The sequence below is a fragment of the Novipirellula herctigrandis genome, from assembly GCA_007859835.1.
Taxonomy (GTDB): domain Bacteria; phylum Planctomycetota; class Planctomycetia; order Pirellulales; family Pirellulaceae; genus Novipirellula_A; species Novipirellula_A herctigrandis.
In genome coordinates this window covers 4,393,266-4,413,665 of record SJPJ01000001.1, presented here as the reverse complement: position 1 = coordinate 4,413,665, position 20,400 = coordinate 4,393,266, and the positions used below count along the sequence as shown (strand labels likewise).

12 protein-coding genes are annotated in these 20,400 nt (G+C 52.4%); 9 read left to right on the top strand and 3 right to left on the bottom strand.

The window, feature by feature from the left end; translation table 11 throughout:
- Positions 1–512 precede the first annotated feature (512 nt).
- Both rpoB and rpoC read left to right on the top strand, forming a co-directional pair.
- Complete coding sequence (rpoB, locus tag CA13_RS16395) at positions 513–4,235, top strand: DNA-directed RNA polymerase subunit beta (protein ID WP_146398378.1); 3,723 nt, start codon at positions 513–515, stop codon at positions 4,233–4,235.
- 176 nt (positions 4,236–4,411) lie between these two features.
- The gene (gene rpoC, locus CA13_RS16390; RefSeq protein WP_146398376.1) at positions 4,412–8,899 is read left to right on the top strand and encodes a DNA-directed RNA polymerase subunit beta'; all 4,488 of its coding nucleotides are present in this window, start codon (positions 4,412–4,414) and stop codon (positions 8,897–8,899) included.
- Positions 8,900–9,331: 432 nt separating this feature from the next.
- Here the strand turns inward: rpoC and CA13_RS16385 are convergent, their stop codons facing one another.
- Positions 9,332–9,673 (bottom strand): hypothetical protein, encoded by a 342-nt coding sequence (locus CA13_RS16385; RefSeq protein WP_146398374.1) that lies wholly within the window; start codon positions 9,671–9,673, stop codon positions 9,332–9,334.
- Between CA13_RS16385 and CA13_RS16380 the strand changes: the two genes are divergently transcribed.
- Positions 9,672–10,142, top strand: coding sequence for a recombinase family protein (locus CA13_RS16380; protein ID WP_419195119.1), 471 nt, complete (start codon positions 9,672–9,674; stop codon positions 10,140–10,142). The two genes, CA13_RS16385 and CA13_RS16380, sit on opposite strands and share 2 nt — an antisense overlap.
- The gene (locus CA13_RS16375) at positions 10,130–10,438 is read left to right on the top strand and encodes a hypothetical protein (protein ID WP_146398372.1); all 309 of its coding nucleotides are present in this window, start codon (positions 10,130–10,132) and stop codon (positions 10,436–10,438) included. The genes CA13_RS16380 and CA13_RS16375 overlap by 13 nt, the downstream gene beginning before the upstream one ends.
- 410 nt (positions 10,439–10,848) lie before the next feature.
- On the opposite strand, the gene CA13_RS16370 is transcribed toward CA13_RS16375, so the two are convergent.
- Complete coding sequence (locus tag CA13_RS16370) at positions 10,849–11,094, bottom strand: hypothetical protein (protein WP_419194446.1); 246 nt, start codon at positions 11,092–11,094, stop codon at positions 10,849–10,851.
- A 93-nt stretch (positions 11,095–11,187) separates the two neighbouring features.
- On the bottom strand, positions 11,188–13,908 hold the full coding sequence (locus tag CA13_RS16365; protein WP_146398368.1) for a hypothetical protein: 2,721 nt from the start codon (positions 13,906–13,908) through the stop codon (positions 11,188–11,190).
- Positions 13,909–14,169: 261 nt separating this feature from the next.
- On the opposite strand from CA13_RS16365, the gene CA13_RS16360 reads away from it, so the two are divergent.
- The 5 genes from CA13_RS16360 (at position 14,170) to accB (ending at position 20,390) form a co-directional block, all read left to right on the top strand.
- Positions 14,170–16,572: a heavy metal translocating P-type ATPase gene (locus tag CA13_RS16360; protein WP_146398366.1), complete on the top strand. Its 2,403-nt coding sequence runs from the start codon at positions 14,170–14,172 to the stop codon at positions 16,570–16,572.
- A 121-nt stretch (positions 16,573–16,693) separates the two neighbouring features.
- Positions 16,694–17,398: a 3-keto-disaccharide hydrolase gene (locus tag CA13_RS16355; protein ID WP_146398364.1), complete on the top strand. Its 705-nt coding sequence runs from the start codon at positions 16,694–16,696 to the stop codon at positions 17,396–17,398.
- A gap of 367 nt (positions 17,399–17,765) precedes the next feature.
- Positions 17,766–18,629: a leucine-rich repeat domain-containing protein gene (locus CA13_RS16350; protein ID WP_146398362.1), complete on the top strand. Its 864-nt coding sequence runs from the start codon at positions 17,766–17,768 to the stop codon at positions 18,627–18,629.
- A 4-nt stretch (positions 18,630–18,633) separates the two neighbouring features.
- The gene (locus CA13_RS16345; protein ID WP_146398361.1) at positions 18,634–19,719 is read left to right on the top strand and encodes a M24 family metallopeptidase; all 1,086 of its coding nucleotides are present in this window, start codon (positions 18,634–18,636) and stop codon (positions 19,717–19,719) included.
- A gap of 167 nt (positions 19,720–19,886) precedes the next feature.
- Complete coding sequence (accB, locus tag CA13_RS16340) at positions 19,887–20,390, top strand: acetyl-CoA carboxylase biotin carboxyl carrier protein (RefSeq protein WP_146398359.1); 504 nt, start codon at positions 19,887–19,889, stop codon at positions 20,388–20,390.
- Positions 20,391–20,400: the final 10 nt, after the last annotated feature.

Sequence of the window (20,400 nt, the reverse complement as noted above, 5' to 3'; positions counted from 1 at the left end):
ATATTTTCGAAGAAATATCTGCGACGCCTGGATGCGGAACATTGCGCAGACAGCTAGGGCAGACTAGCCGTCAAACGCCAGAAAACTTTTCAGAACAAGGGTTTGCGCTTGGTCTAAAAAAGCGGTGGTGCGACGAACTGCCACTATAGCATTATTCGGGCCAAAATTGCAGAGTTGCCCTTTTCTGGTTGTCGCCAATCTGTTAGTGTTCCAGAGTGATCACTGGCCTAGCTGTTGCGTTTCCGCGTCCGAATCTTCCCCGTTTACCGCATTCCTGGTGTTGTTGGCCCAGGAAGAGTGGCAATTTCTTGTTTCCTCAGTACGAGTTTACTCGCGCCTGAAGGTTTGCGCTCAACGTCTTTGCTGGCCCTCTGTTCGCTATTTGCTACCGGTACCGTTTGATTTTTTTACACGTGCGAGCTGAGCTTTTTCGTCACTAAGCTTTCTGACAACTCGATCCATTCTCATGCGGACCGCCAACCACTGGTCCTCCTAAGGAGCACTCACTCAAGATGGCAACTACGACCAAACGTCGCCTTGAACCTACTAGCGTTCGTCACTTCGGCACGGGCCTCTCGTCCTTTGAACTTCCTGACCTCACTGAATTGCAAACCAAGTCTTATGCTGCGTTTCTGCAGGAAGACGAGGATTCGCTGAAACGGGATGCGGCAGGTTTGGAAGGCGTTCTTCGAGAGATTTTCCCGATCGCCAGCTATGACGGCAACATCACGGTGGACTATCTCTACTATGAACTGGGCAAGCCTCGCTATACCAGTCAGGAATGTCGCCAGCTTCGTTTGACTTACGGTCGCCCCTTGCGGATTTGGCTGCGGCTTAATCGTGAGGAACCGGTCGAGGAAGAAGTGTACCTGGGCGACTTGCCGATCATGATGGGTGGTGGCGAGTTCATTATCAACGGTGCCGAACGTGTGGTGGTGAGCCAATTGCACCGCAGTCCCGGTGTCGACTTCGTCTTGGAACAAGATACGACGACGGATCGCAAATTGCCAAGTTGTCGCGTGATTCCCGAACGAGGTTCGTGGATCGAAGTGAATGTCACCAAGAAAGACGCGTTGACAGTCCGTATTGACCAAAGTGGTAAGTTCGCAGCCACAACGTTGCTTCGTGCAATGGATCCACGGTTCTCCACCGATGCTGATTTGTTATCCGCGTTCTACGAAACGGCGACGATCAAGATTAGCAGCGGCAAGAGTGCGGCAAAGATCGAAGGCAAGATTGCAGTTGACGATGTGGTCTATCCCGGCGATTCAGATCGAGCGGGTGAGATTATCGTCGAGGCGGGCCATAAGATCACCAAGGAAGTTGCCGAAACGGTCTGCACCGCAGGCGTGAAGAGCGTCGATTGCATGGAGTCGCCTAAGATTCCGCTGATCTTCAATACCTTGATGGATGACAATACGGCGAGTCATGAAGAAGCTCTGCTTCGGATCTACCAGCGGCTTCGCCCTGGGAATCCGCCGCAGCTTGAAAAGGCTCGTACGTTGTTCCAAGAGAAGTTTTTCGATTCGAACCGTTATCGCCTGGGCAAGGTTGGTCGTTTTCGACTGAATCGTAAGCTTGGGATGGATATCAGTGAAGCGGAGATGACCCTTCGTCCGGACGACATGATTTCGGCGATGAAGTACTTGATCAATTTGTTCGACCCCGATTCAGGGGCCGAGATCGATGACATTGACCACCTTGGTAACCGGCGTTTGCGAACGATCGACGAATTGGCATGCGAAGAGCTTCGTAAGGGCTTCTTGAAACTTCGCCGAACGGTTCAGGAGCGGATGAGTATCAAGGATGCTCAGGACATGTCGCCTCGTTCGTTGATTAACCCCAAGAGTGTTTCTGCGGCGATCGATTTCTTCTTTGGTCGTGGCGAACTTTCACAGGTGGTTGACCAGACGAATCCGCTGAGTCAATTGACTCACGAGCGTCGTTTGTCGGCATTAGGGCCAGGTGGATTGAACCGGAAACGAGCGGGCTTTGAGGTTCGCGATGTTCATATTTCGCACTACGGTCGTATCTGCCCGATTGAAACGCCTGAAGGTACGAATATTGGTTTGATTAGCTCTTTGGCGATTTACGCGGGTGTCGATAGCTACGGCTTCCTGATTACGCCTTACCGTTTGATCAAAGGTGGCAGCGTCACGGACGAAGTGAAGTGGCTTCGTGCGGACGAGGAAAGTGAATCCTATGTCGCTCCGGCTGATACCGAAGTTGTCGATGGTTCACTCGTTGCCGGGCCGAACATGATCGCTCGGTTCCGAAGTGACTTTGAGATCGTTCAACCGGACCAAGTGGATTACATGGATGTTGCACCGAGCCAAATGGTGGGTGTGTCGGCAGGCTTGATTCCGTTCTTGGAGCATGATGATGCGAATCGTGCTTTGATGGGGTCCAACATGCAGCGGCAAGCAGTGCCGCTTTTGGTTGCCGAACCGCCAATCGTGGGAACGGGGATGGAACGAGAAGTCGCAAGAAATAGTGCGATGGTCGTCCGTGCTCGCCGCGCTGGCAAGGTGACCTATGCTGATTCGACGCGCATTGAAATTGGCAGCGATCGTTACGACTTGAAGAAGTATCAAGGTTTGAACGAGCGGACTTGCTTGAACCAAAAGCCGATCATCAATGTCGGTGACAAGGTAGAGAAGAATCAGATTATCGCCGATGGTGCGGCAACTCGAAACGGTGAGTTGGCGTTGGGCCGAAACGTGCTCGTTGGCTTTATGTCGTTCGATGGGTTTAATTACGAAGATGCGATCATTATCAGCGAAGAATTGGTTCGTAATGACACTTATACTTCGATTCATATCGAAGACTTTGATGTCGAAATTCGCGAAACGAAACTCGGGCGTGAAGAGTTCACCCGCGATATTCCGAATGTCTCCGAAAAAGCTCTTCGCAACTTGGATGACACGGGGATTGTCAATGTTGGGACCTACGTCAAGCCAGGTGATATCCTGGTCGGTAAGGTCAGCCCTAAGAGCAAGACCGAACTGACACCGGAAGAAAAACTGCTTCATGCGATCTTCGGCCGCGCCGGTGAAGACGTGAAAAACGATTCGCTTGAAGTGCCTTCGGGCATCGAAGGGATTGTAATCGACACGCATAAATTCTCGCGACGAATGAGCTTGTCCGAAGACGAGCGGAAGGTGTTCGAAGCGGAACTGAAGAATGTCGAAAGCGAGGGGAACGCCGAAGTGGCCAGCGCTTTCGAATCGCTCGTTCGCGAGCTCGAAGAAGTTGCTGGGTTGAAGCTAACCGATGCGACCGGTACGCCGCTTGCTGATGGCCAAGATCCAAAGTTCGTCGCTGAAAGAGCTGTCAATTTCCGGCTCGATCATATCCTCGACCAAGTCAAGTCGGAGGATAAAAAATCGGAAGTGCAAAAGGTCTATGACCAGCAATGGACGAACGTGGAAGCGGCAATTGACTCGCGTGACCGCCGATTGAACAGCATGAAGCGAGGTGATGAACTACGCTCGGGCGTGCTGCAGATGGTCAAGGTTTACATTGCCACCAAGCGAGTGATCAGTGTTGGTGACAAGATGGCCGGTCGTCACGGTAACAAGGGTGTGATTGCGAAGATCCTTCCGATCGAAGACATGCCGTTCTTGCCCGATGGAACGCCTATCCAAATCATGCTGAATCCTCTCGGCGTTCCTAGCCGTATGAATGTGGGTCAGATTCTGGAGACTCACCTTGGGTGGGCAGGTGCGAAACTTGGTTTCCAAGCGATTACGCCCGTTTTTGATGGTGCAAGCGAAGGAGATATCAACAAAGCGCTTGCCGAGTCGGGTCTGCCTGCTCACGGGAAGATTCGTCTGACCGATGGGCGAACTGGGATTCCGATGGAACAAGAAACGACCGTCGGTTACATCTATATGCTTAAACTGCATCACTTGGTGGATGACAAAGTTCACGCACGAAGTACTGGGCCTTACTCGTTGATCACGCAACAACCGCTCGGCGGAAAGGCCCGCTTCGGCGGTCAACGTTTCGGCGAAATGGAAGTCTGGGCACTCGAAGCTTACGGTGCCGCTTACATCCTTCAAGAATTGTTGACGGTCAAGAGCGACGATGTTGAAGGCCGTACGAAGATCTATGAATCGATGGTCAAGGGCGAGAACACGCTCGAAGCTGGAACGCCGGCGAGCTTTGACGTATTGACCAACGAGATTCGCGGGCTCGCGTTGAATATGCAGCTCGAGAAACGGCCGATTTAGGTGACGTTTGCGTTAGGTTTTCGAGCCTGACAAACAGTGAATCCGGTCAGCCGAGAAAGGCTGACGTAAGAAAAATTTGCCGAAGTCATCCGACTTCGGCCCCGAACACCAAGCCAACACTTCCAGCAGCCAATACCTGCCAACAGCTAACAGCCATAGCTAGGAGCCTCAATAATATGTCGATTAGCGAAACTAGCAACTACGATCGCATTAACGACTACGCATCGGTCCGCATCTCGCTGGCACGACCGCAAGACATCAAGAGTTGGTCCTTCGGCGAAGTTAAGAAGCCGGAAACGATCAACTACCGAACCTACCGTCCTGAAAAAGACGGTTTGTTCTGCGAGCGAATTTTCGGCCCTGAAAAGGATTGGGAATGTGCTTGCGGTAAATACCGCGGCATGAAATACAAAGGGATGATCTGTGACCGATGTGGTGTGAAGGTTACCCACAGTCGCGTGCGTCGTAAGCGCATGGGGCATATCGAATTGGCCGCTCCTGTGGTTCACATTTGGTTCTTTAAGGCGATGCCCTCGCGGTTGGGTAATTTGCTCGATATGAAGACTAGCTCGCTAGAGAAGGTCATCTATTTTCAAGATTACGTCGTCATTGATCCGGGCCAAACGGAACTCGAACCACGGCAATTGCTAACCGAGGAGGAGTATCGTGCTGCTCGAATGCAGTACGGTAACGATGCGTTTGAAGCTGACATGGGTGCCGAAGCGGTGCGCAAGCTTCTGAACCAATTGGACTTGGTTACATTGTCGGATCAACTTCGCGTCGACCTGCATGAAACGGGTTCGAAGCAAAAGAAGAAGGACTTGATCAATCGGCTGAAAATCGTCGAGTCGATTCGCGACAGTGACAATCGTCCTGAGTGGATGGTACTCGACGTGATCCCCGTGATCCCGCCCGATTTGCGTCCGCTTGTCTTGCTCGACAGTGGGAACTTTGCGACCAGCGACTTGAACGACTTGTATCGTCGGATTATCAACCGCAATAATCGACTTCGGAAACTGGTTGATTTGAATGCGCCGGAAGTCATTATTCGTAATGAAAAGCGAATGCTTCAACAATCCGTTGACGCATTATTCGATAACAATCGCTGCAAGCGGCCTGTGCTTGGTTCGTCGAACCGTCCGTTGAAATCTTTGACGGACATGATCAAAGGGAAGCAGGGACGATTCCGCGAAAACTTGCTCGGCAAGCGAGTCGACTACTCGGCACGTAGCGTGATCGTGGTTGGTCCGCGTTTGAAGCTACATCAATGCGGCTTGCCAAAGAAGATTGCGTTGGAGCTTTACCAGCCGTTCATTATTCGTCGTTTGAAGGAACTTGGGCACGCTGATACGATCAAGTCAGCCAAGAAGATGCTTGAGCGAAAAGACGAAGAGGTTTGGGATATTCTCGAACAAGTGATCACCAACCATCCCGTGCTACTGAACCGGGCACCAACGCTTCACCGGATGGGGATTCAAGCGTTCGAACCGACGTTGGTCGAAGGTAACGCGATTCACTTGCACCCGCTCGTTTGCAAAGGCTTCAATGCCGACTTCGACGGTGACCAAATGGCTGTCCACCTGCCGCTTTCGATCGAAGCACAAGTGGAAGCTCACACGCTGATGATGAGCACGAATAACGTCTTTGCACCATCCAACGGTAAGCCAATTATGAGTCCGTCGCAGGATATCGTGATGGGTTGTTACTACATGACGATGGAATTGCCCGATCGTAAGGGTGAAGGGATGGTCTTCGCGGGCTACGACGAAGTCGATCTAGCGACCTCACAAGGCATTTTGAATGTTCACGCGAAGATCAAGATTCGTTTGCCGAAGTTCCAACGACTCAAAACGAAGGATGATTCGGGCGTCTATGGCGCTGTGATCGACACGACCCCTGGACGCGTTCGCTTCAATGAAATGCTTCCCACAGGGATGGATTACTACAATTATCCGATGCGAAGTGGCGATTTGGCCAAGGTGATTAGCGACTGCTATCAACGCCTCGGTCGAAAAGCAACGATTCACTTGCTCGACGACATGATGCAAACGGGCTTCCGCGAATCGACTCGCAGTGGTCTATCGTTCGCAACCGACGACTTGGTCACGCCGGACACGAAGCAGCAGTTCATTAAGGACGCTGAAAAAGAGGTCATGAAGCACAAGAAGGCTTATGACCGTGGGTTGATGACCGGTAAAGAACGCTACAACCAAGTACTGGACGAATGGACCAAGGCTCGTGAATCGATTACGGCCGACATGATGTCTGCTATGGAAAACGACATCCGTGAAGGTGGCTGGTACGTTAACCCGGTATTCCTTATGTCGCACTCCGGTGCTCGAGGTGGTATCGAGCAAATTCGGCAACTCGCGGGGATGCGTGGTTTGATGGCCAAGCCTACCGGCGAGATCATCGAAACTCCGATTAAAGCAAACTTCCGTGAAGGTTTGTCGGTACTCGAATACTTCAGTTCGACGCACGGTGCTCGTAAAGGCTTGGCTGATACGGCACTAAAAACCGCCGACTCGGGTTACCTGACTCGTAAGCTTGCCGACGTTGCCCAAAACGTGGTTATCACGATGGACAACTGTGGGACCACGCAAGGGATCACCAAGGGTGTGGTTTACCGTGGTGAAAAAGTCGAAGTTAGCTTGGTTGATTCGATCAATGGGCGAATCAGTCGTCAATCGATCGTCAATCCGGTAACGGACGAAGTGATCATCGCAGAAAATCAGATGATTACGCCTGAGATTGCTCGTAAAATCGAAGCAATGGGCTTGGAGAAAATTCAAGTTCGTACGCCGATGACCTGCGACGCCCCACTCGGTGTTTGTCGACGTTGCTACGGCATGGACATGTCGACCGGTTCAATGGTCGAAGAAGGCATGGCCGTCGGTATCATTGCGGCACAAAGTATTGGTGAACCGGGTACTCAGCTGACCATGCGTACGTTCCACATCGGTGGTAGCGTGAGCAAGCAGATGGAAGAGTCGGACATCAAGAGCAAGAAGGCTGGTATCGTCAAGTTCACTCGTATGCGAGCGGTACGAAACACCGAAGGCCGAAATATTGTGCTAACGCGGAACGGCGAAATTTCGCTCGTGGATGATCGCGGTCGTGAAATCGAAAGTTATCCCGTGCCAACTGGTGCGACGTTGATGGTTGAAGAGAACGACAAGGTTAAAGACGGGCAAATTCTTTGCGAGTGGAATCCCTACTCGATTCCGATTTTGTCGGAAGTCGAAGGTAAGGTTCGATTCGAAGACATTGTCGAAGGCGAAACGATGCGGCAAGAACGTGAGCCGAGCGGTAATATCCGTATGGCGATCGTCGATCACAAGGGTGACTTGCACCCGCAAATTGTGGTCGAAGATGCCGATGGCAAGGCACTTGACGTTCAATACCTGCCTGAACGTGCGACGATCATGTCGAAGGAAGGCACGATGATCACGCCCGGTATGGTGTTAGCAGAAATGCCGCGTGAAACGGGCGGTGTTTCGGACATCACCGGTGGTCTACCGCGAGTCACCGAAATTTTCGAAGCTCGTAAGCCAAAGGATCCTGCGGTTATTTCCGAAATCGACGGCGAAGTCGAAATCCTTGCGGAAAAGAAACGTGGTAAGCGAACGATTGTCGTGCGTAGCGAATCGGGTATCGAACGCGAACACTTGGTGCCGCACGGTAAGCACTTCCAAGTTCACTCGGGCGACATCGTCAAGGCGGGCCAAGCGCTTGTCGATGGACCGCTTGTTCCGCACGATATTCTGCGAGTTTCGGGCGAAGAAGCAGTCCAGCAATACTTGCTTCATGAAATCCAGCAGGTTTATCAGTCGCAACGTGTTGAAATCAACGATAAGCATTGCGAAATTATCATCGCCCGTATGCTTCGTAAGGTGAAGATCGAAAACCCCGGCGATACGAATCTGCTTCCCGGATTGGTGATGGACCGATTCCAGTTCCGCAAGGCGAACCAGGATTTGGCGAAGTGCATCAAGGTCGCGAAACAGGGCGCTACCGACTTTACGGAGGGAACCATCGTTCCCAAGGAAGTCTTTGAAGAGACGAATGCCGAAGCGGAAGCGAAAGGTGGCGAACCTGCGAAGGGCAAGAGACCAAAATTCGCAACCGCAAGTACTCAGCTGCTTGGGATTACCAAGGCAGCCGTCCAGTCGAACAGTTTCATCAGTGCTGCGTCGTTCCAAGAAACGACTAAGGTGCTGACCGAAGCGGCACTGGCGGGTAAGGTCGACAAGTTGGTTGGTCTGAAGGAAAACGTGATCCTCGGACACTTGATCCCCGCGGGTACCGGTTTCCGAATCTTCCAAGAAGGTGAAGTCAACTATCGCCGCGAAGCATTGGAAGAGTTGTCGGCTGCTCCCGTGGCGAGCTTGGAAGAGAGCTTCCCACTGCTCAACGCTGGCGAGGAAGTCGGGGGCGATTCGAGCATCGCAGAGCCCGGTATTGCAGGCTCCGGCAGTGCTGAGCCTAGCATCGCTGAGCCAACTAGTACGGGACCCAGCAGTGTAGAGCCAAGCAGTTCGGGACCCAGCAATGTGGAGCCCAGCAGTGCAGAGCCAACCATCGGTGAGAGCGGCGAGACGCCTGCTCCCAAAGCCGGCGGTGATACGCTTGACAGCATGTTCGGAGCGGGCGGCCAAGAATAGACCCATCGCATTTGAGTGCAAAGACAAAACGCCAGCGGACGAATGTCCGTTGGTGTTTTTGTTTGCCCAGCGAAGCTGGCAAACCCCGCCGGTGCTTGTCACCGACCAAGCCCTGTTCATGGGGAATTGAATCCGAATCGCAAGGGTTCCGTAGGTGACTGCGGGTTTGAAGGAAGCGATAGGAAGAATGGGGTGCGTAGCGAGAACGAACCCGATACGGCTGCTTGCTCGGACGAGCTTGCAAGAAGTGGCAATGTCCGATTCATGAACAAGAGCAACACGTGCTAGGGGGCGTCATCATCGTCAGGGAGCCAGTGCAATAACTGGGGAGACCTGGCATCATCCGTTGCCGCGTTAGCTCCCTCAAAGGCGAAGCGTGAGAAGCGGGTAGGCCGCGTTCGAGAGGCAACTCAAGACGAGACCGATGTGGTGTCAGGAGTCAGATGATCCCGTAGTAGTGAGTAACTCGCGGCCTGAGAAAGCTGGCAACAGTCTGGAGGAGAAAACCGCGATGACATCCGGCAAACGCTTGGCGGTAACCAAGCCGAGTTCGTGTGGACGGCGATGATTCAAAAGCTTACCACCGGATGCGAAGGGGTGAAGTTTTTGCGAGCAGACTGGAAAGAAACGATTTGCACCGACAACCAGTAGCCGACACAGACCCGAGAGATTCAAGGCTCGGGGGAACGGTCCATGATGGCGATCCGGGGAACCGGCCAGCTGTTCGATTCGTCCGTCGGCGTGGAAGTAACCCGCTAAACGTTCAGCTGCCATTGTCCTTTATTGGAATAGCACACGACTGAGTCGGCGAGCCAAACGAGCCACCCTGCTGACCGCTTCGGAGCGAACCGCACGACTCCAGCGAACTTCGGACCAAGACTTACCAGCCCAACCTGTTCGTCGAGTTTCGATCCCGAAACCTGACGGTGGCGAAAGGCATCGCGAAAGTACCGAACGGCAGTATGCGTTACAGGAACTGGCACGGAATCTCGGTGGGCCTATCGCGAGGATCTCTGTACTTGATGGTGACCTGGGAAAGTCTGGCACTTCGACCACCGATCGTGAGGGCTTCAAAACGCTCGTCGCCGATGTATCACTTGGGAAGGCGGGGACTGTCTTGGCGATCGAAGCGTCACGACTTGCCAGGTCCAACGCCGACTGGCTGTCATTTGGCGCCCGAAACAGTACCAGCCGTTTGCACTTCAAACGGTACCAGTTTGGGACGGGGACTTGCGGCGGCTGAAAGTGGTATTGTTTCAGGCCGAGTTGCATTTCATTCACGCTCGCCTACAAGGGCACAAGCTCAACACGGCGAGCAAGGGAGAGCTGCGATTTCCGTTGCCCGTGGGTTATGTTTTCGATGAACTCAATACAATCGTCGAAGACCCCGATGTGCAAGTGCGTTCTGCGATTAAGTTCGTGTTTGATTACTTGGAGCAAGGCGGCACGGCATATAGCGTCGCGCAGCGTTTTGCCATGGAAAAGCTCGGTTTTCCGAAACGAAGTTACGGTGGCACGTGGGCGGGCAAACTAATTTAGGGACGCCTCTGCGACGCGTGTGTCACCGCGATATTCAAGAATCCCTCTTACGCAGGAGTCTATGCACTCGGTCGGTACCGTACGGTCAAAGAGATTCTGGCTGACGGAGCTGCTTTCTCGCCGGCCGTGAGCGAGCGTCTAGTCACCATGGCCGGTGTCTGTGCATCGTTCAAGGTGGCCGCCCAGATGATTGAATTGCTCACTGACTTGACGTAGCCGAAGTGATCGGGATGCTGCAAGCAGAGCGAGCAGAACAAGCAGAGCAAGCAGAGCGAGCAGAGCAAGCAGAGCGTGGCGACGTGACCGCTGATACCCCCGAAGATGACCCGCGCCGGAAGTTGGCCGACACGATTGGTTGCCTGAGTAAGAATGTTTCACGGATGGACTGCCCGAGCGATCGCACCGCTGGATTACCGACGATGAGCTGTCTGATTGAGTCGCAGGTGAAAGAGATGAATCATCGTGTCAAAGGGACCGAAAAATGTTTTGACGACGGCGACTGGGGTGAGGCCATCTTGCACGTCTGGGCGGCGCTCATCAGCGATGGATGTCAACTGAATCGCCACATCGCTGGCCGCCCAGGAAGCCATTGCACTCGGCGGATCAAGAAAGAAAGGCAAATTGCGATAACCGGATTCCGATTCGCGTGCCTGCACCCGCGCGTTCTCGAAGCAAAGTATAGGCGTCGGAACCGCCCCAACTTGATGGGCGGCGTTATTTTCTGCTCGGGCCAAAGGTGTGAGATTGCGTCACTGTTGGATCAGATAATACATCGTGTCGGGGCGAAGTTGGATGTTGTCGGCTGTGCCCAGCTTTTCAACAGCGTAGCCATTAGCATCGAGTGCGATGACTTGCATTTGTTTCGCATCGACTCGCTTCAACTTGACGTATCCGCTTAGGTTGCGAAACAACCATGGGTCTTGGCCAATGCTCTCAATTCGACGAGTACCATCGCCAACGGGTGTCGATCGGAATTGATTGTTCTTTTCTTCCGACATCACTTGCAACAACATCTTTTGCGAGTTGCTGATTGGTTTTGCATCCAAGCTGACTAACGCGATATGACCAAGTTCCATCTCGGAGCCAACGACGATGTCTCTCAGCGAAACATCGCCTGCATCGGACAACATTCCGCTGACTGCTTGGGCAGCCGGTGCGTTGACAAACAAAATTCCTTTGCCGTAATTTAGTAGCACCTCTCGCGTGCTGCTAATGACGGTCTGCTTATCTCGGTTGATAAGTTCGTCGAGTCGTGCCATTCGCGACTTGGTGGGCTGATCCACAAAGTTAACCACCGTCCGTCCGGCATAGTGGATTAGCGGATCGATGACATTGCCCGATTTGATATCGGTACCCTTGGGGACATCCGCTAATCTCAAGACATCAAACGACGCACCTTGTGGCAACGGTGTCCCCTGCAAATGGAGCAGGCTCTCCACTTCAAGGTTTATCTCCGCCAGCACGGCCCCGGGAGTCACCAGTCGATGGCGGTAGATCATTGCGGCGGCGGGGAATTGGCCCATCGTGGCGGGTGACATTAGAGTCCAGGGTTGCATAAAAAATCCGGGCTTCACAGCCCACTGCGACCCATCTTGCGCGAAATGGACGATGCCGTTTCCCGCTTGAAGAGAACCGTAGACGGCCAAATACAGCGGGGCTTCACTGCGGTAACGATTTGGACGGTTCCAAGCGGTTTCGGAAATCATCGACGGCATTCCGTCGTACTTCGGATCCATCACTGGATGAACAAACTGCTTCTGCTGCGTAGCATTCTCACCCTTGGGATTCTCCGGCTCAAACCGCAAAGCGCTACGGTCTACGTATGTATGTCCGTCGCGAATCGACCAAGCGGAGTTGTCGCCGCGGTTTTGGCAGCCAAAGTAGCCATGACGATCGATGAAGTCGGTGACGGTGTAAGTGTACTTTTCTAATGGACCGAGCACCTCCGCGTCGGCCGTAGCCCAGTTGGACGCGGTGATGACGCCTTTGAATCCAAGTTCGCGTAAAAACCGATAGGTTTGTTCGTAAAACGATCGCTGTGTTTCAACCAGGAATCGAACGGTGTCTTTGTCGCGTAGCGTCTTGTCATTGACGATATTCCAAAGTCCACGAAAACCAACTCGCCCCTCGTCAAACGCATCTCGCGGCGACGCGATATCCTTCCATTGCTTCTTGGTGGCATCGAGCGATTCGTAACGTGTTATCAACCAATCGGCAAACTGTGATTCCAAAATCCGCAACTGTGGATCAGGAATATTTTTCGCATCGAATGTCCAGAACAGGAATGAATCTTCGTTCTGTATTTCCAATCCCGCGAGGGCGGGATCATCGATCAATCGTTTTCCGGTGTGAGCGTTTGGAGTCAACAGCAACGCCTTCCACCACTGGCGATAGGTGGCTTGAAATTTCGGGTTGAACATCAACGAAGCAAACGGATACTGCTTGCCATCGTACCCGTCCAACCACTCGCTATCGGCGGGCGGGGTCAGCCAAAGGGGAAAGTAGATGGAAAAGTGAGAATAGATCCCTTCGGCTTTCATTGCGTCAACAACTTCGTGAGCATGCGTGATCGCTTCCATTTTGACGTTTCCGCTATTGTCAAAATACCCACCATGAACTCGGACAAGATTGACGCCGCGTTTGGCAAGCAATTTCGCTTCGCGTCTCAATCCATCAACGTCCTTGCTCGCTGGACCGTTTACGGCCCAAAATCGGATCGGCTCTGCCGTTCGCTGATGGACAAATTCGCCATCTTTCACGCTGATATAGCCACCTTCACCGGCGACAGATTCGTTCAGGAAACGCAAATCCAAAAGAGCGGAATTGTCGAAGGGATCGTGTTTTGGACGAAGCGGCACCCAGCCTTCATTTTCTTTCGCTGCAGTCTGTATCGCCTTTTCAATCTCGTCAGGCTTGAAGATTCCTTGCGGTATAAAGCGTTCGGTCGTCAAAATCATACAGTCGATGGAACCGTGATTGCTCAATTCACTGTCGATTCGAAAACGCAATGTCACGGCACCCTTGGGCAAATCGAATGCCCCCACGTGCGCCCATGCTAAAAACCGCAGGTCGGGCTTGTTGTCAGACGCTATATTCACATTGCCAATGCTGGAATCGCTTACATCGATCTCCTTCCAATCCGTCGCTGCCGTATCGCTATCTTCCAATTTGTACGACAACCGAGTTCGAACTGGATTTGCTCTCATCCAAAACTCATACTTGCCCGCAGCAGGAACATCGATTTTGTACTCAATTTCCGCAGCATCTTGATCGTTGAAGTGGCTCAGGAAATCGCCTCCCGATAGCAGCTCGTTTTTTACATCCGCATACCAAGGATGACGGCTTGCATTCGATTCAGTTGCCGATTCGCCTTCGATCCAAACCCACTCGGCGGAACAATATTGTGGTGTGATGGTGGCAAATAAGAATGCGACGATCCGTAGCTTGTGACGCAGTTGTGAAAAAGGCATCGGAATTAGCCTGTCATGAGGAAGGGGGTATTTGAATGAGCGGTCCTCTAGTCTAATAAATTCCGAAGGCGGATGAGAGCATGTAGAAGTGTCGTTAGTGGGCGACGCGGATGTGGTCGCCCCGTCGAAGTTCAGTTCGAAGTCCAATTTGCCATAATTCAAGAAACAAAACACAATGACGAATGACTAAAGCCATTCGACTTTTGACAAAATCTTGTTCCTTCGGTTTAGACTTAACCCCTTCTCCCTTTTAACCTGTCAATGTCCTTCTCCCAAATCACGATGACCGACCCTGTTTGTGGAATGCAAGTTTCCCCCGCAGGGTCTGCGAAAAGCGAATTCCAAGGCCGCACTTATTTTTTCTGTTGTAGCGGCTGCAAAACCAAGTTCGATGCATCGCCTAGCGAAGTGTTGGCCCGACATGCGGAAAGACAATCCAGCGGCGAATCAGCATGCGGCTCGCACGGCAGTTGCTGTGGCGGTGACCATGCAAAAGCCGACTGGGATCCGGCCGATGTCGCCGACGATGCAATCTTTACCTGCCCAATGCATCCGGAAATCGAGCAAGTTGGCTTTGGTGACTGCCCGATTTGTGGGATGGACTTGGAACCGAAATTTTTGGATGTCAGCGATACGGGCGATGACCCGCAACTGACCGACATGAAGAGGCGGTTTTGGATTGGTGTGGCGTTGTCCTTGCCGCTGCTATTTCTAGCGATGGGGCCGATGCTTGGATGGAGATGGCTCGATTGGATGCCGTCACAAATTTTCGGTCTTCTGCAATTGGCCTTCGCGACGCCTGTTGTTTTCTATTGCGGTTGGCCGCTGTTGGTACGCGGCGTCAATTCGTTTCGCACGATGAACTTAAACATGTTTTCGTTGATCGTAGTTGGATCACTTGCCGCGTATTGCTTTAGCGTCGTCGTGACATTCTTACCGAGCGTGATTCCCGAAGCGTTCTTTGAAAATGGCACACCACCACTTTTCTTCGAAGCTGCCGCAGTCATCATCACGTTGGTGCTAATGGGCCAAGTCCTTGAACTTCGCGCACGCCAACAAACCGGTGGGGCGATTCGCGAACTGATGAAACTGACGCCGGAATCGGCGCATCGGATCAGTAACCCATCGGAAATGGGCGAAACAGACAGCGAAGTGTCACTTGAAGAAGTCAAGAAAGGTGATCACTTGCGAGTTCGCCCGGGAGAAAAGGTGCCTGTCGATGGGCGAGTCTTGCGTGGGGAAACGACGGTTGACGAGTCGATGTTGACGGGCGAACCGATGCCCGAAAAGAAACTTCCCGGCGACGATGTCACGGGCGGAACACTCAATCAATCGGGATCGATCGTGATCGAAGCCGTGAGTGTCGGAAACGATACGGTCCTGAGCCGGATTGTTCAAATGGTCTTCGATGCACAACGTAGCCGAGCTCCGATTCAAAAGCTCGCCGACACGGTGGCAAGCTACTTTGTTCCCGCAGTCATTGCGTGTGCTGTGTTGACTTTTATCGGTTGGTCATTGTTTGGGCCGGATCCACGATTGGCTCATGCATTGGTTGCTGCGGTCGCTGTGCTAATCATTGCATGCCCGTGTGCACTCGGACTCGCTACGCCAATGTCAGTGATGGTGGGCGTGGGTCGTGGAGCAAAAGAGGGCGTGTTGATCAAGAATGCCGAGATGCTTGAGTTGATGGAGAAAGTGGATACGGTGATCGTGGACAAAACGGGAACGTTGACACAAGGTCGTCCGGAACTGACGTCGATCGAAACGATGGGCAATTGGGACGAAGCGGACGTGTTGTCGCTCACCGCAGCCGTCGAGAATCAAAGCGAGCATCCCTTGGCAGACGCGGTCGTGCGGCGGGCCAAAACAGAAGGAATCCCGATCGGCGAGGCGACCGATTTCCAAAGTGTCAGCGGATGTGGTGTCGAGGCAACCGTCGACGGCCGCAAAGTGCGAATTGGAAAAGCGAAGTTTTTGGCCAACCTGAGCGTGACTGCGATCGAGGACGCTAAACGCATCGCAGAGCCGCACCAACAATCGGGAAGTACCGCGATCTTTGTTGCAGTGGACACAGAGCTTGTGGCTGTAATGGCAATTTCGGATCCGATCAAGAAAAGCACCTCGCCCGCGTTACGGACACTTCACGACCTCGGTTTGAAAATCGTGATGTTAACCGGTGATGCCGAAGCCACCGCCAAAGCGGTAGCGACGAAATTGGGCATCGATGAATATCACGCTGGCGTCTCGGCCGAAGAAAAACACGACTTTGTTGCAAAGCTGCGTTGCGACGGACACGTTGTTGCGATGGCGGGCGACGGAATCAATGATGCGCCCGCGTTGGCTCAGGCAGATGTTGGTATTGCAATGGGCACTGGAACTGGCGTGGCGATGGAATCAGCAGGTGTGACGTTAGTCAGAGGCGATTTGCGGGGAATCGCAGCAGCGGAAACTCTAAGCCGAAAGACGATGAAAAACATTCGTCAAAATCTATGGTTCGCTTTTCTCTACAACTCACTCGGCATCCCCATAGCCGCAGGACTTCTGTACCCCGTTTTCGGCGTGCTGCTTAGCCCCATGATTGCGGCTGCGGCAATGAGCCTTAGTAGCGTTTCGGTCATCACCAACGCCCTACGGCTAAGAAACGCGAAACTCGTTAATTCCTGATGCGTTTGGATTCCGGGTGGGTAACCGATGGTATGGTTGTTTGTCCGCAGCTAGCTACGATAGGATTTCTTTGAAACTCAATATCTCCAAAATTCCCCTTCCTTTGAAAAGTTCTTTTTTCATGCGTATTGCTTTTTGCCTAATCCTGGCTCTGCCTTGTTTCTCGGTGTTTGCCGAGGATGCCACCGCAACAACTGCCGCCCCATTGACTCACCCCGACTCGACGGATTCTTGGGCGAACCTGTTTGCTGATGATTTGTCAGACGCAGAGAAGCCCGATGGCGTATGGTCAGTCGATAGCGATGGCGTTTGGACGGCCACAGAAGACCAAGCGATTTGGACTTCGGATGATCGTGAAAACTTCGCTTTGGATCTGGAATTCAAAACAGCCGAGGGGACCAACAGCGGCGTGGTTGTCTATTGCACCGACACAGACAATTGGATTCCCAATTCGGTCGAAATCCAAATTGCCGATGATTTCGCAGATGAATGGTCGTCCAAACCGCGGACATGGCAATGTGCGGCGATTTTTGGTCATTTGCCTGCATCCGAATCCGTTGTTAAGAAACCAGGCCAGTGGAATCGGATGACGGTCTACTGTAAAGGTCAGCAAATCGATGTCGTTCTTAATGGTAAGCTTGTCACTTCGATGGACATGAGCAAGTGGACTTCGGCGAAGCAAAATCCTGATGGCAGCGAGATCCCTCCGTGGCTCAGTCGCCCTTTCAGCACACTGCAAACCAAGGGAAGAATTGGTCTGCAAGGCAAACACGCCGGAGCCCCCATTTGGTTCCGAAACGTGAAATACAAACCGTTGGGTGCGTGAAACTCGTTATTTCTTAGTTCTTTTGAATCGGCCAATAAATCGACGTTGACAGTCCATTGGTTAGGGTGCTAATCCAACTTCTAGCAATCACTTGTTTAGGAACGAATTCAGACAGTGACACCCATCAACCTTTATGGAACTTCATCGTTGGCGAACGCATTTGCGGGAATCGTTCGCTGGCCTCCCCAACGAGTGTCGGAGTAATTTCGGTTTAGCACGACGGTTTCTGGGTCAATCGTCTCGTTAGGCTACTCCACGATGAAGCTTCCACCTACGCGCCGGGGCGTTGTGAATAAGAAATCGCAATCGCCTCGGTGCTTTTTTTTTACCCTGTTCTTGATCCACTCCTTGCCCCATAATCCGCACCATGGAAGCGCAATCGCCCCAATCCGAGTTGCCTAGAAACCCTATCGATTTGGATTCCGAATCCCAACCCGAAACACCGGATCTTGAAACGTTAGATTCCGCAGTAAAGGAATACAATTCGCTACCGGGACAACGGCGGCGGCGATTCGTGTTGGTCGTTCTATTGGCGATTTGCTTTTTCGGTGCTTTGGCTTGGACCCACAATTCGCTTATTGAAACCGAAATTGTTGAAAAGGTTGAATTGCTTCCCTCGGTTAAACTGAAACAACAACTGCTACGGGTTAAACGAGAAAAAAGCAAACAGCTTCATATTGATAGCTTTGTGGTCAGTGACGAAATGCTCCAACAAATTGCTGACCACCCAGACCTCGAAACCGTAATATTGGATCAAGGACGCATCACCAACGAGGGGTTGGCAGTCTTGCAGTCCTTGCCAAAGCTTCAACACCTTCGGCTGAGGCTTTCGCCCATCGGTGACGATGGAATGGTAACGCTCTCCGGCTGCAAATCACTTTGGTTCCTCAACCTGCCACACTCCGTGTGTACGACCAAAGGGGTCGCAGCCTTAAAGGCGATCCCGGAACTTCGACAACTTCGACTTGGTTCGAGCAACTTGGGCAACGAGGTGACTCGTGAAATCGCGGAACTTAAGACCCTGCGTGGCGTTCACCTAATCGACATTGCGATTTCCGATGAAGGGCTTAAAACGCTAACAACGCTTCCCTATCTCGAATCACTTTACCTTGATAACAGCGCCGTGACCGAATCAGGATGGCGATGGCTCTACACCCAGCACCCGGAATTACACGTGCATGTGAACCAACTGCATCATGACTACGACCCCAAATACCACAAACATCGCTAACTCTATGTCCACCCGCATCGACCGACTTCGGCCCGTACTCGATTCACTCGAAATTGATGCGTTACTTGTTACCGATGAAATCAATGTTCGTTATCTGTCTGGGTTCACGGGGGATAGTTCCTACTTATTGATCTCCGACCTTCGCACGCAAATGCTCAGCGATGGTCGTTACGCGATTCAACTTGCCAGCGAATGCCCCGGCATGGAAACGGCCATCCGTCCACCAAGCCAAATGATTCTGGATTTGGTGCAAGACGTCCTTTGCAATTCGACGTACAAACGGATTGGGATCGAAGCGGGCCAAATGACGCTCGGGCAATACCGTCAACTTTGCCACAAATGCCCTGATGTCCACTGGGTCGAAACCCAATCGGTTGTCGAATCGTTGCGAATGGTCAAAGACAGTGAGGAAATCGCCACGATTCGAAAAGCCGTGTCGATCGCCGAACGAGCTTTTCAATCCTTGATTCCAATGCTTTCCCCCAAATGGTCCGAACGGGCGATCGCTCATGAGCTTGAAGCGAAAATGCGATTTCTCGGTGCCGATGCGGCAAGTTTCAAGCCTATCGTGGCGTTTGACGCTGCCGGTGCATTGCCGCACTACCATCCAGCAGAAGTTTTTTTCCCCGCCTCAGGGACCGTCCTGATCGATTGGGGAGCCAACTTTGAGGGGTACGCCAGCGATTTGACACGAACAATGACCATTGGCCCTATTTCAGACACTTTCAAGCGAGCTTATCAGGCCGTACTTGAAGCTCAATTGGCGGCCATCGAAGCGATGAAACCGGGAGCTCACGGGAAGGAGATCGACCGAATTGCCCGAGAAAGCTTGGGAAAATCGGGTTACGGCCACCTGTTCAATCATGGGCTTGGACATGGAATTGGCCTCCAAATCCATGAATCGCCTCGCATGTCCGCCAGCTGTGAACAAACATTAACCCCAGGAATGATCATTACCGTCGAACCGGGAGTCTATTTGAAAGACGAATTCGGAATTCGCATCGAAGACGATATTTTGGTGACCGAATCCGGCTGTGAAGTCCTCAGCGGCTTGCCAAAGGGTCTCGATGATTGTCGACTAGTGCTGTAAAACTTGCATTCGCGTAAGATTTATGGGTTTAAGCGGGGTATGCACCTCTCTTTCACCGGCGGATCAATGGAGGGCAAAGGGCCCATTTAGCCTTTTTTCCGCAACTGCAACCGCGATCAACCAAGGGTAAGCCCCACTTTTTAAACCCAAAGTCACCCTTTTTAACCATGAACGTCAATCTTTCTGACGGTGAATCAAATATGAGTAAAGGCGGAAAGCCGAGCCAGAACGTGTTCGACATTGAACGGCTACGGACGATTATCGAGTTAATGGAAGAACACGAATTGTCGGAGGTGGATCTCCAACAAGGCGACGAAAAAATCAAACTCAACCGAGGCGCTCCGGCCGCAAGTTACGCGGCACCGACGCCCGCGGCCCCACCGGCTACCGCTACCCCCGCAGCACCGCCGGAGGATATGCATGCCGGTACGATCACGATCAACGCGCCGATGGTGGGTACCTTCTATTCCAAAGCGACACCCGAATCCGAGCCGTTCGTGAAAGTAGGCCAACGCGTTAACCAAGACACGATCGTTTGCATCGTCGAAGCGATGAAGGTATTCAACGAAATCCCGGCCGAATGCAGCGGCACGGTTGTAGAAATTCTCGTCAACGATCAACAACCGGTCGACTTCGGCAAACCCATGTTCCGCATTGACCCCAACGCGTAGCCAACATCCA

Coding starts and splice junctions, on each gene's coding strand:
- rpoB (WP_146398378.1), top strand. CDS start 513: ATGGCAACTACGACCAAACGTCGCCTTGAACCTACTAGCGTTCGTCAC.
- CA13_RS16345 (WP_146398361.1), top strand. CDS start 18,634: ATGTCCACCCGCATCGACCGACTTCGGCCCGTACTCGATTCACTCGAA.
- CA13_RS16365 (WP_146398368.1), bottom strand. CDS start 13,908: ATGCCTTTTTCACAACTGCGTCACAAGCTACGGATCGTCGCATTCTTA.
- CA13_RS16385 (WP_146398374.1), bottom strand. CDS start 9,673: ATGGCAGCTGAACGTTTAGCGGGTTACTTCCACGCCGACGGACGAATC.
- CA13_RS16350 (WP_146398362.1), top strand. CDS start 17,766: ATGGAAGCGCAATCGCCCCAATCCGAGTTGCCTAGAAACCCTATCGAT.
- CA13_RS16355 (WP_146398364.1), top strand. CDS start 16,694: ATGCGTATTGCTTTTTGCCTAATCCTGGCTCTGCCTTGTTTCTCGGTG.
- CA13_RS16360 (WP_146398366.1), top strand. CDS start 14,170: ATGTCCTTCTCCCAAATCACGATGACCGACCCTGTTTGTGGAATGCAA.
- accB (WP_146398359.1), top strand. CDS start 19,887: ATGAACGTCAATCTTTCTGACGGTGAATCAAATATGAGTAAAGGCGGA.
- rpoC (WP_146398376.1), top strand. CDS start 4,412: ATGTCGATTAGCGAAACTAGCAACTACGATCGCATTAACGACTACGCA.